Genomic DNA, 11,791 nt, shown 5'->3' with positions numbered 1-11,791 from the left:
TTAGCTCCACGTACACACCCACAAACATTGAGTTTTTAAGGAGAATACCTATTAAAAGGGGGAAGTTTTAAGTTTATGTATATCATAAAAAGTATTACATTTATGATAAATGGAAAGATCGCAGAATTCCGAGTTGGTCAAACGCATCAACCAGGCATTTTCTTTGCTTCAGAAGAACAAACCTCAGCCACATATAGTGGAGCTGTTGATGAAGAAATATGGAGTGTCCCAAATTCAGGCATATCGTTATATTCAATTAGCCAGAGAGATCAACGAGAAGATGGCCATACCGGAGAGTTCCGTAGTATTTACGGTCAAATTGCCACCGACACTGATCAGACGAATAAAGAAGCTATCCGAATCCAAAGGTTTGTCGATCAGCAGAGTGGTCCATACTGCGCTGGAAGAATTTTTAGCAAAGAAGGAGCATGTCAAAGAAGGAGAGACAAGTTAAGGAATCATTTAACTATGATCGGTTGTGGGAGCAAAAGCTCTCACAGGTATATCATCTCCTTGTTCCGGCAGGTAGGCCGGTTGTTTTCAGTGAACAAAATCCTGATGAATTAACTGAACAAACTTCAGTATATGAAAACAGCAGCGATTTATACGAGAGTATCGTCCGATCAGCAAAAGGATAAAAAGACGATAGGTAGCCAGGTGGATGAATTATTGCATTTTGCCCAGGAACAGGGCTATCTTGTACCAGAGGAATATATATTTAGAGATGAAGGGTACAGCGGAGCCATATTGGTTCGCCCCGGTCTTGAAAGAGTAAGAGATCTAAGTGCTGAGGGGCAGATACAGGCAGTATTAATATACAGTCCAGACAGATTAAGCCGTAATTATGCATACCAGGTAGTACTCATGGATGAATTTGCGTCATGCGGTACAGAAGTATTATTTATCAACTCACCGAAAGCAGATACCCCAGAGGAAGCCTTATTGTTGCAATTCCAGGGCATGATAGCCGAATACGAACGGGCTATTATTAAAGAGCGATCACGCAGGGGGAAACGATTTAAAGCAAAATCGGGTGTGGTGAGTGTATTGTGCGGAGCGCCGTATGGCTATAATTATATCAAGAAGACAGATGATACATCCGCATACTATGAAATTAATGAGCAGGAAGCTTCGGTTGTAAGAGAAATGTTTCGGATGTATACAGAAGATTTTTGTGGTATAGGTACAGTTGCAAGAAAATTTACTTCGGAGAAAATACCAACAAGGAAGAATATAGGCAAATGGGAACGGTCCGTTATCTGGGCAATGTTACGAAATCCGGCTTACTGTGGAAAGGCATGCTATGGTAAAACAGAACATGCTGAACGGCAGCGGATCACCAAACCATTGAGGGCCCAAGGAGGTTTTGTGGCTCAAAGTGGTTGTAACAGAGAGAAACCGAGGGAAGAATGGATTGAGATAGCTGTCCCTGCGATAATCAGCCAGGAGACGTTTGATATTGCGCAGGAAAGACTAAAGAATAATAAGCTTCATTCCCAGCGGAACACAAAAGTGGAAACATTGCTTCAGGGAATGATGGTGTGCAGCGAATGTGGTTATTCTTTATACAGGACGCATACAACCACATCAGCAAAAAAGAAGATATACTATTATCGGTGCTTTGGTTCAGATGCTTACCGTTTTGAAGGAGTGCGTAAGTGCAATTGCAAACCAATTAGGCAGGATTACCTGGACAATATTGTATGGCAACAACTAGTGGCGTTGCTGGAAGAACCAAAGCTGATCCAAAGAGAAGTGGAAAAACGTGTAGAGGAGACCAAAAAAGCGAGTCCTGTAATAAAACAAAAGGAAATCATAGTGAAGCAGCGTACCAAATTATTGCAGTCGATGGATAAGTTGTTGGATGCCTACCAGGAAGGTCTTATTACAATTGTTCAGCTGCGAAAAAGGATGCCTGATTTACAAAAGCGGATAAATACGATAGATAAGGAGCTGGAGAGCCTAAAAAATCATGAACTGGCATTGGATCAGCGGCTTCAATTGCTGGATGCGGAAAGTTTTACCAGTCAGTTAGGATTGAATGTAAAACAATTGGACATAAAGGAGAAAAAGAAGATTCTAAGACTACTGGTAAAGGAAGTTGTGGTTGGCGATGATATTATAGATATCAAGCACTCCATACCTTTAAAAGAGGCTAAGAATGAGAAGAATAGTAAAAGTTACCAATTGTGTACGAGGAGTAATTAGTCCGCTGCTGGCTAATATCTATCTTCATTTTACCTTCGATAAATGGATGGAGCTAAAACATCCGTACATAAGATTCGAAAGGTACTGTGATGACATTGTTGTTCATGTAAGGTCAAAGAAGCAAGCGGAGTTCATTAAGGACAAGATTTCCGAGCGGCTCACTCAGTGTAAGATCCAACTAAATGAAAGTAAAACACAAATTGTGTATTGCCGTAATCATAACCATTTGGAAAGGGGTGATAAAGTTCAGTTTGATTTTCTAGGCTACACATTCAGGCCGAGGTTCTGCCCAACAAAAGATGGGTGGAAGTTATTGTTCACCAGATGTATGAGTACGGCTGCCAAAAGAAGGGTAGTTTCCCATCTCCGATCGATGAGAATAAAGCATCAGACAGGGAATATTCAACAACTTGCAGCTAAATTAAATCCGATTGTTCGTGGTTGGATCAACTACTACTGTAAGGTGAATCAATGGACTACCGTCAAGGTATGGTGGATATTGCATCTGAAGATCATTGAATGGGTAAGGAAAAGTAGGAAGATCGGAAAAATGAGAGCAATCAACTGGCTGAGGAGTGTATATGCGAGTCAGCCATGGTTATTTGCTCACTGGACACTCATCAACCCCTAGTTATTGATACTTCTAATCTGGAAGAGCCGTATGAATCGAGAGGTTCACGTACGGTTCTGTGAGAAGCTTGGGGTGAAATCCCCCTTGCTTACTCGACCTATGTAGGTATGCGGGAGTTGATTATTTTTGCTTCAGTATCCAGATATGAGGAAGTAGTTCATTGATCCGGTTTACAGGGTGATCAGCGATTACGCTGAGTATATTTTCGAGCCATTCGCCGGGGTTAACATTATGCATCTTGCAAGTGCCCATTAGGCTGTACAGCATGGCGGATCTTCTAGCTGCCTCGTGTGATCCCGCAAATAGGTGATTTTTACGCCCAAGTGCGATTGGTCTGATGGAGTTTTCTATGGAGTTGTTGTCAGGGTAAAGGTGTCCAGTAAAAGCATAGGCACTGAGTTTGTCCCAGCGCTTAATGCTGTAAGCTAACGCCTGGCCAATAGGGCTCTTCGGCAATACTTTGCCATATTCTTCTACCATCCACTTGCCAAGTTCCTTGAGTATGGGAACCGCATTTTCCAAGCGACATTTCTTTCGGGTATCAGTATTGTGGAGTTGAGTAGTACAATCTTGCTCAATCTTATACAGCCGTTGTATTTGCAGCAGCGCATGTTCTGCCCGGATACTATCATGATCCAATGCGTCAACAAAGTACCTTCGGGCATGGGCAAGACAATGTATAAGATTTATTCCCTTACTTTCGGCAGTCGTGTCATATATCTGGTAGCCGTCTGAATCGTACCTTTGTAATCGCCCAGCATTTTGGTTGGTCCTTCTTTGTTCCGTCCTTCCTGGTAGTCAAAAATAACCAGTTTATTGATGCTGTCCTGATAAGCCCAGAAGTAGCCTCTATGTGTTTTCCCCTTCTTGTCTTTATCTAGTACTGGCATCGGGCTCTCGTCACATTGTATGTAATTACTGCTGAACACATGACTAACGAGCGCATCGTAAAGTGGTGTTATCAGATTTGCGGCTGCACCTACCCAGTCAGTCAGTGTTGAATATGGAAGTTTCACACCCGCCCGATCAAGGCGCTGCATCTGACGATGCAGTGGTAAATGATCAATGTACTTGTCAATGATCATTTGAGATAATAAGCCAGGACCTGCAATGCATTTAGGCAGTGGCATTCCTGGTAATGAAGCTGTGATAATATTCGATGACGCTGTCCCGTTTGATTCTGGAGTCAGGTATTTATACCGGATGTATTTTTTAACATACAGCTCCGCAGCTTTATATTCCAATACCTCCGTCTCTAACTGACCAATCCTCTTACTTCCTGATGGTACATTATCAGGTTCAATGATGATCTCTTCTCTGCGTAAATGATCCGGAAGCTTATTTCTCCCTGGATGCGGCGCTGATTCCGTGTTGACCTTGATGCGCGTATAGGATATCCGTTGTGCACTGGTTACTTTATTTGCATGTACTTCCTCTGACGCTATATCTAGTGAAAGTTGTTGTGAAGATGCTTCAGCAGAGACAAACTTTTCATGGCGGCTGCCGAATATCATTTTCTTCAATATTGCCAGCTCGTGCTTCAGCTGACCAATTGTTTGTTCAGCTTGTTCATACCGTTCCTTATAGTCAATGTCGGGGTGTTGCATGTGGAGATACAATATTAGATAATCTCCATGTCAATATTGTTAGCAGGATGTTAACGTGCGAGCATTTGTTGGTTATATCTCTTGCGATACTGGACCTTTTGCAAGCTGATACCCTGAAGAATCAATAACAGTTCGCTGTAAGGGATCACCAGGTGCTTCTGATCATGCAGGAAGGCTGGCAATTCGAACGTTCCTTTTTCTAGGCGTTTGTGGAAGATTGCGAAGCCATCTCCTTGCCAGACAAGTAGTTTAAGTTGATTCCGTCTGTTATTCAAAAAAATGAATACGTCTTTGGAAAGCGGTTCTGCTCTCATCTGTTCTCTGGCGATGGAAGCGAGACTGTAGAAGCTTTTGTTGATGTTCACAGGTACCCGGTAAAGGAAGTATCGGCATTCTGGATGGAGTGTTATCATTTGGACGCGGATAATAACTCTTTGAGAAACGATGCAGATACCGGATGATTTATTGTGAGCTTGCCGTTATCTGGCAGCTGATACTCCGCGAAAGGGACTATCATGTTTAACCTCTCTGGAACCAGGGCAATGAAAGAATCAGTGCTTCGTTTCGTTGACTTGCGCTTGCGTCCCATGCCAAACTGCTTTATCCAGGATTTCAATCCATTTACAGATATTTGTTTCTGCTTACAGAAGGCCTTCATTTTCAGCGAACTCGTTTCCCATTCGGACAATAGACGCTTCTTCTCCGTAACAGATCGGTTTACGGTACTAGCTTTTGTTGGGGACTGGGGTGTATCAATATTCATAATCGGCGAAGCTATCACTACTTCCTAACGTTTACAATATGCAGTTGCCCGGAGGGATACAATACATCAACAAATGCATCTACCTGGTTATCGGGCTCAAAAAAGACGGCTTAAAGGAAGTGTTGGGTATGTGGATGGCAGAAACAGAGTCTGCATCCTTCTGGATGAGTGTTTTAACAGATTTAAAGGCTCGTGGCGTAGAGGACATACTGATTGCCTGCACGGACAACCTAAAAGGCTTTACCGATGCTATTAAAGGCGTATTTCCGCAGACGGTCACTCAGTTGTGTGTTGTTCACCAGATCCGCAATAGTTGCAAATTTGTGGTCTGGAAAGACAGAAAGGAGTTTTGTGCTGATCTTAAAGAGGTCTATGGTGCCACAAATAGGGATGTCGCTGAGCAGGCACTAGTTGCATTTGCTGCCAAATGGGGAACTAAATACCGCCATGCTATTCAATCCTGGGAGAACAACAGGGATAATCTTACCAGCTATTTTGAATTTCCCCTTGAGATCCGCAAGATCATGTATACCACCAACACGATTGAAAATCTCAACAGAGGTATCAGAAAGTATACTAAGACCAAGGTCCAGTTTACTGATGATACTGCGGCTCAAAAGGCCGTATATCTGGCTATAATGAACATAGAAAAGAAATGGAGTATGACGCTCCATAACTGGGGTATCATACTCCATCAATTTTTAACGATATTTGAAAAAAGATGTAGACTCTAAACAGTTGCCATATCGTTTACACAATATATTTTATAATCTCATATAATCCAATGTTCGCTGCTTATAGCAACATAGCGAGTGAGCCTCCATATAATGTATTTAAATATTCGCTATCTGGTAACTATAATTTTTTATTCCTATTTAAATTGTGGGCATTAGTTTTTACATGTTAACCTGCGGATATATGACACTTAAAGCCCCTTTACTTCCCGCTGATTTTTTTAAGGACATCTGGAATGACAAAGAAAGTCGAATTTGTTTAATACTATCTGTGCTATTGGCCGGGATATTATTATTTGTCATAATGAAATTGTATCCTTTCCCCAATTTTTTACCGGATTCGTACTCTTACATTGACGCTGCATATAATAATGTAAATATTAATATGTGGCCAGTGGGCTACTCCAAATTTCTCCGCTTCATTAGTGTATTTAATCGTTCGGACACCGGACTGGTTATTGTTCAATATTTTCTGCTACAACTAGCCATACTCTTTTTTTTATTCTCTATAAAATACTTATTACAGCCTGGCAAATGGACAATGAGGGTGTTATTTGCCCTTCTTGTCTTAAATCCACTCTGGCTATACATTGCTAACTTTGTGTCCAGTGATGCCTTATTTGCCACCTTCAGTCTCTTATGGCTAACAAGCCTATTTTGGATATTATATCTCCCTACCGGTAAAATGTTCATCTTTCATGCTCTGGTATTGGGATTTGTATTCTCTGTGCGCTATAATGCCCTGTATTATCCCATTATAAGCATGCTGGTAGTGTTACTAGCAAACGGAGCAATCAAAGAAAAGTTGTTGAGATTAGTTGTGGTTATTGTCCCTGTTGGCTGGTTCTTCCTTTACACAACCCTTACATTTCAAGACAGATTGGGGGTGGCCACATTTTCGCCTTTCGGTGGATGGCAGATGGGAAGTAATGCCCTGTTCATGTATGCGCATGTGCCACCCGCTAATAGAGGTCCAGTCCCGAAGCAGTTCGCGAGAATCCATTCTATTACTGTCAAACATATGGATTCCCTTAACCGGCTGAAGCAAAGGCCTGACCAGGAGCTGGGTATCTATTACTTATGGGATGATAAGGCTCCGCTGAAGTTATATTTGATCGATAAATACAGAAAAGACAGCACAACACCCTATCTTAAACGTTGGGCATCTGTCTCAAATTATTATGGGCAGTACGGTGCCTGGTTAATCAAACAGTACCCAGCCGAATTCCTTCGCTATTATATCTGGCCTAATTTTATAAACTACTATTCTCCTCCCACAGAGTTTTTAGGAATGTATAATATGATGAGCGACACTGTCGATCCCGGCGCAGTGAGCTGGTTTGGCTATAAATCCAACAAAGTTCATCACTTCTCAAAAAACAAATTCATCATTCTCACTGCAATATTCCCGCTGCTCCTAGCCATGATCAACGTAATCTTCTTCTTTGGATTTATCGGATTTGTCGTTCTTGGGGGCTTCTCAAAAGTCAGTCCTTATTACCGGACGGTATTATGGATCATGCTGCTAATATGGCTCAGTAACCTGGCATTCAGTGTGTTCGCTTCACCGATCGTTCTCCGCTACCAGGCGTTCCCTTTCATCTTCACCCTTGCTTTCGCCGGTCTACTGTTAGAATTTGTGATCCGGCAAAGCTTTCAGGAATCTAAACCTGAAAAAGAGGATATTGAACCCGTCGTTGACCCGGCGGTATAATATCCGCTTTCTCCTAACAATTCAGAACGCATACTGTGGTATTTTAGAATAGTTAACCACGACCCTTGAGGCGCCCTGTTTACAATTATTCAATGCCATATTATGGAATCTAAAAGAAATGCCATTATCATAGGAGCAGGCCCCGCAGGATTGACTGCCGCTTATGAGATGTTACAACGTACTGACATTATCCCCATTATATTAGAAAAAAGCGGAGATATCGGCGGTATCTCAAAGACCATTAATTATAAAGGTAACCGCATGGATATCGGCGGGCACCGGTTCTTCTCAAAGTCTGACCGGGTAATGCACTGGTGGCTGAATATTTTGCCTTTGCAGGCAGGTAGTGAGGAATCTTTTAAGATCAGATACCAGAATAAGTTAAGAGATATTAATCGAAAAGATCTGCCTGAGAATCTAAAGAGTAATGATCCGGATAAAGTGATGCTGGTGCGTAAACGCTTGTCCAGGATTTACTTCTTACGTCGCTTTTTTACTTATCCGATTACTTTATCAATAGATACACTGAAAAAATTGGGAATAGGTAGGACCATTGCTATCCTGTTCTCCTACCTCTGGGCTCAGTTATTCCCTCGCAGACCTGAAAAGAGCCTGGCGGATTTTATGATCAACCGGTTTGGGAAGACTTTATACCATCTCTTTTTCAAAGATTATACGGAAAAGGTGTGGGGAGTACCTTGCGATGAAATTCCCGCCGAATGGGGCGCACAACGTATCAAAGGGGTAAGTATCCGCAAGGCAATAGAACATGCCATCCAGGAGCTGAGTAAAAAGAAGAAAAAAGCATCTGTAGATGTTGCACAGAAGGACACAGAAACCAGCCTGATAGAACAGTTCTTTTATCCCAAGCTTGGGCCTGGACAATTATGGGAGGAAGTAGCCCGCCAGGTGCAGGAAATGGGAGGTATTATCCACATGCATCACGATGTAAAACATATTTATACCGATGATCATAAAGTAACGGCTGTTACTGCTGTCAATAACCAAACCGGTGAAGAGCTATCCCTGACAGGAGACTATTTCTTCAGCACCATGCCGGTAAAAGAGTTAATCGGAGGAATAATAGGAGAAGTGCCCGAACCGGTGAAAGATATTGCTTCCAAACTGCAATACAGGGATTTTATTACTGTAGGCATTCTGCTTCGCCGGCTTTCTTTCCTGGATAAACATACCGGAGAATGGAAGCCATTGAAGCTGGAAGATACCTGGATCTATATACAAGAGAAGGACGTAAAAGTAGGAAGGTTGCAGTTATTCAACAACTGGAGCCCATACATGGTAAAGGATCCGGATACCGCCTGGGTGGGAATGGAGTTCTTCTGTAATGAAACAGATGATTTCTGGAAGTTACCCGATACAGAAATCGCAGCATTGGCCATCAGGGAACTGGAAAAGATCGGCTTAGCTACATCAGAGAATGTGCTGGACAGCACTGTGCTGAGAGTAGAAAAGACTTATCCAGCTTATTTCGGTGCCTATGCCCATTTCGACAAAGTAAGAGCCTATACCGATCAACTGGAAAACCTGTTCCTGGTAGGGCGTAATGGGATGCATAAATACAACAATGCAGACCATTCCATGCTGACAGCCATGGTAGCGGTGGATAATATCATCGAAGGTATCACTACAAAAGATAACATCTGGGCTATCAATACAGAACAGGAGTACCACGAGGAAAAGTCCGCGGATGCAGCGCCAGCAGCTGCAGCGCCTGAGCGTGTTCCATCATTTAAGGAATTCCTGTGGGATCTGCCCTGGAATAAAGCGCTTGTCTGGTTCGCCGGTTTAGCAGTCCTTGTACAGTTTTTCATCTTCAAGCATTTATATCCTTCAGCAGGTTTTATTGATGGGGATTCTTATGTATATCTCGAATCTGCTTATGGGAATTTTAGTATAAACACCTATCCGATTGGCTATTCCAAATTCCTACGTTTCTTTAGTACACTTACAATATCAGATACTGCATTGGTTGGATTTCAGTATTTTTTGTTGCAAGCCAGTGCCTTGGCCCTGGTATTTACACTGGCCTACTTCTACAAGCCAGGAAAAGTTGCATTCGGGCTGCTTTATGGCTTTATGGTATTTAACCCGGTATTCCTCTACATCGCGAATTATGTATCCAGTGATGCGTTATTTTTAAGTCTGAGCCTTATATGGTTTACGCTATTACTTTGGATTCTCCACAGACCGAACCAAAGTTTGATCATTTTACATGCCGTTATTATTCTCCTTGCATTCACTGTAAGATATAATGCCTTGTTTTATCCAATAGTCGCTGCACTGGCATTTATTATCAGCCGTCAGCCGTGGAGGCGGAAAGTAGTGGGGATTTTGTCCAGTATCATTCTGATAGCAGGATTTGTGTGGCACACCAGTAACCAATATGACCGCTTGACCGGTATTCGACAGTTCTCGCCTTTCAGTGGCTGGCAGATGGCTAATAATGCCTTGTATGCTTACCGATTTGTACAGGACGAACCGCCACCTCCAATGCCAGCTAAGTTCAAGCAGCTGGACAAGATGGTGCGGACTTATTTTGATACAACCAGGAATATCTTTATGCACCAGCAGGAGATGATGATCGCTAATACCTGGTACATGTGGGATCCAAAATCACCGCTGCAGCAATACATGTATCGTAAATTCCAAAAGGACTCAACTGCACATATATTAAAAAAATGGGCTACCGTAGGGCCTCTCTTCGCAGAATATGGCGCATACCTGATCAGGCAATATCCAACCACATTTGCCCAGTATTATTTACTGCCTAACACCATGAAGTACTATGCGCCACCGGTAGAATTCTTAGATACGTACAACATGGGTAAAGACAGTATCGCTCCAATTGGGCAAATGTGGTTTGGCTTTGAATCCAGGAAACTGAAAACACATTTCAAGGATCTGAAGGTAACAATACTCAGCTTTTATCCTATTCTCGTAGGTGTGATGAATGTAGTGTTCTTATTCAGCCTGGTAGGATTTGTAATACTGCATGGAATCAAACATAACAGGGCCTTATCAATAGGATTGCTACTGGCCTTCGGCCTCTGGATTATAAATTTTGGATTCAGCGTATTCGCCTCCCAGATCGCTTTGCGCTTCCAGATGCTACCCATATTAATATTTTTCTCCTTTGGATTGCTACTGCTGGATTATATCTGGAAGGCAGCCAATAATAAAATACAATCGTAATGAGATCATTGTTGTTAGTTTTGATGTTAGCCGGAATAGCCAGTTGTACGAAATATAACCGCGCTTTGCCTCCAGGAATTGATAAAGACCTGCCGGCTTTTAACATCCAATTGCTGGACACCACTGTCAAATTAAATACAGCTAATATTCCCAAAGGGAAACCAGTGGTGTTATTTTTCTTTGGTCCTGATTGCCCTTATTGTCAGGCCCTGACAAGGGAGATCACTAAGCGGATGGATGAGTTAAAGGATGTACGTTTTTATATGGCAACGGTGGCAGATTTTAAGGAGATCCAGATGTATGATACACTCTTCAAGCTCGATAAATACAAGAATATCACTATAGGGAAAGATGTGAAGGGCTTCTTCTTTACTTACTACAAAGCACCAGGCTTCCCATACCTGGTGATCTATGATAAAAAGAAAGAGTTTAAACAGATTGTGATCGGTGGAGTAGGGGTGGATTCACTGAAGAAGGTCATAAATTCCTGACATATGTCCTGGCCAGGCATTGTCATGGGGAATTTTATGACCTTCATTGCAATGAATCATTAGTTATAAAATAGCTGTCACGCATGTTGTTAAGAGACTGCAGGAAGTCTGTGGTATTGTATATGTCAGGTTTGTATTTGCAGTATATACTAAAGTAATTGTAGATGCGCCTGTCCGCGCTATTGATGTATATGTAGGTGTTATTTCAAAACATAATGTGGTAAAGAAAGACACCGGGTCTGTTGATGTGCAAAATGGCACTGTTGATGAATACACGCTACCACCTATTGTGATAGAATTTGTATATCTCCATGCCGGGGTGGCGTTGAATTTGAACGCCTTAAAGGCGAAAGCTCCTCCAATAACTGCCAAGAGTGCAATTAAGGAAAGAAAGATCCTTGCTTTTTTCATGATTTTTTACTGAAACTAC

At 42.2% G+C, this 11,791-nt stretch carries 10 protein-coding genes and 1 pseudogene; 8 read left to right on the top strand and 3 right to left on the bottom strand.

Annotated elements, in window-relative coordinates:
* Positions 1 to 109: 109 nt before the first annotated feature.
* The 3 genes from F3I09_RS34335 (at position 110) to F3I09_RS34710 (ending at position 2,839) form a co-directional block, all read left to right on the top strand.
* Complete coding sequence (locus F3I09_RS34335; RefSeq protein WP_223233128.1) at positions 110 to 454, top strand: ribbon-helix-helix domain-containing protein; 345 nt, start codon at positions 110 to 112, stop codon at positions 452 to 454.
* A gap of 131 nt (positions 455 to 585) precedes the next feature.
* Positions 586 to 2,208: a recombinase family protein gene (locus F3I09_RS04540; protein ID WP_149693839.1), complete on the top strand. Its 1,623-nt coding sequence runs from the start codon at positions 586 to 588 to the stop codon at positions 2,206 to 2,208.
* Positions 2,162 to 2,839 carry a reverse transcriptase domain-containing protein gene (locus F3I09_RS34710; RefSeq protein ID WP_149693838.1) on the top strand — a complete coding sequence of 226 codons (678 nt, stop codon included), beginning with the start codon at positions 2,162 to 2,164 and terminating at the stop codon, positions 2,837 to 2,839. Before F3I09_RS04540 ends, F3I09_RS34710 begins: the two co-directional genes overlap by 47 nt.
* Before the next feature lie 120 nt (positions 2,840 to 2,959).
* Here the strand turns inward: F3I09_RS34710 and F3I09_RS34330 are convergent, their stop codons facing one another.
* The 3 genes and pseudogenes from F3I09_RS34330 to tnpB all read right to left on the bottom strand — a co-directional run bounded on the left by F3I09_RS34330 (position 2,960) and on the right by tnpB (position 4,859).
* Complete coding sequence (locus tag F3I09_RS34330) at positions 2,960 to 3,091, bottom strand: transposase domain-containing protein (protein WP_223233130.1); 132 nt, start codon at positions 3,089 to 3,091, stop codon at positions 2,960 to 2,962.
* An 84-nt stretch (positions 3,092 to 3,175) separates the two neighbouring features.
* Positions 3,176 to 4,446: pseudogene (locus tag F3I09_RS04525) on the bottom strand (IS66 family transposase); the annotation flags it as partial.
* Positions 4,447 to 4,496: 50 nt separating this feature from the next.
* On the bottom strand, positions 4,497 to 4,859 hold the full coding sequence (tnpB, locus tag F3I09_RS04520) for an IS66 family insertion sequence element accessory protein TnpB (RefSeq protein WP_149693835.1): 363 nt from the start codon (positions 4,857 to 4,859) through the stop codon (positions 4,497 to 4,499).
* 388 nt (positions 4,860 to 5,247) lie between these two features.
* On the opposite strand from tnpB, the gene F3I09_RS04515 reads away from it, so the two are divergent.
* From F3I09_RS04515 to F3I09_RS33975, 5 genes are all read left to right on the top strand, one after another.
* Positions 5,248 to 5,943, top strand: a complete 696-nt coding sequence (locus F3I09_RS04515) for an IS256 family transposase (protein ID WP_149693834.1) — start codon at positions 5,248 to 5,250, stop codon at positions 5,941 to 5,943.
* 184 nt (positions 5,944 to 6,127) lie between these two features.
* The gene (locus F3I09_RS04510) at positions 6,128 to 7,657 is read left to right on the top strand and encodes a hypothetical protein (RefSeq protein ID WP_149693833.1); all 1,530 of its coding nucleotides are present in this window, start codon (positions 6,128 to 6,130) and stop codon (positions 7,655 to 7,657) included.
* A gap of 102 nt (positions 7,658 to 7,759) precedes the next feature.
* The gene (locus tag F3I09_RS04505; RefSeq protein WP_149693832.1) at positions 7,760 to 10,870 is read left to right on the top strand and encodes an FAD-dependent oxidoreductase; all 3,111 of its coding nucleotides are present in this window, start codon (positions 7,760 to 7,762) and stop codon (positions 10,868 to 10,870) included.
* Complete coding sequence (locus tag F3I09_RS04500) at positions 10,870 to 11,361, top strand: thioredoxin family protein (protein ID WP_149693831.1); 492 nt, start codon at positions 10,870 to 10,872, stop codon at positions 11,359 to 11,361. The genes F3I09_RS04505 and F3I09_RS04500 overlap by 1 nt, the downstream gene beginning before the upstream one ends.
* A 217-nt stretch (positions 11,362 to 11,578) precedes the next feature.
* Positions 11,579 to 11,785: a hypothetical protein gene (locus F3I09_RS33975; RefSeq protein WP_188133679.1), complete on the top strand. Its 207-nt coding sequence runs from the start codon at positions 11,579 to 11,581 to the stop codon at positions 11,783 to 11,785.
* Positions 11,786 to 11,791 lie beyond the last annotated feature (6 nt).

This window comes from Chitinophaga sp. CF418 (genome assembly GCF_900142925.1).
Lineage (GTDB): Bacteria > Bacteroidota > Bacteroidia > Chitinophagales > Chitinophagaceae > Chitinophaga.
The sequence above is the reverse complement of the archived record's forward strand: the minus strand, read 5'-3'. Positions and strand labels throughout refer to the sequence as shown.

Coding starts and splice junctions, on each gene's coding strand:
- F3I09_RS34335 (WP_223233128.1), top strand. CDS start 110: ATGGAAAGATCGCAGAATTCCGAGTTGGTCAAACGCATCAACCAGGCA.
- F3I09_RS04540 (WP_149693839.1), top strand. CDS start 586: ATGAAAACAGCAGCGATTTATACGAGAGTATCGTCCGATCAGCAAAAG.
- F3I09_RS34710 (WP_149693838.1), top strand. CDS start 2,162: ATGAGAAGAATAGTAAAAGTTACCAATTGTGTACGAGGAGTAATTAGT.
- F3I09_RS34330 (WP_223233130.1), bottom strand. CDS start 3,091: ATGGGCACTTGCAAGATGCATAATGTTAACCCCGGCGAATGGCTCGAA.
- tnpB (WP_149693835.1), bottom strand. CDS start 4,859: ATGATAACACTCCATCCAGAATGCCGATACTTCCTTTACCGGGTACCT.
- F3I09_RS04515 (WP_149693834.1), top strand. CDS start 5,248: ATGCAGTTGCCCGGAGGGATACAATACATCAACAAATGCATCTACCTG.
- F3I09_RS04510 (WP_149693833.1), top strand. CDS start 6,128: ATGACACTTAAAGCCCCTTTACTTCCCGCTGATTTTTTTAAGGACATC.
- F3I09_RS04505 (WP_149693832.1), top strand. CDS start 7,760: ATGGAATCTAAAAGAAATGCCATTATCATAGGAGCAGGCCCCGCAGGA.
- F3I09_RS04500 (WP_149693831.1), top strand. CDS start 10,870: ATGAGATCATTGTTGTTAGTTTTGATGTTAGCCGGAATAGCCAGTTGT.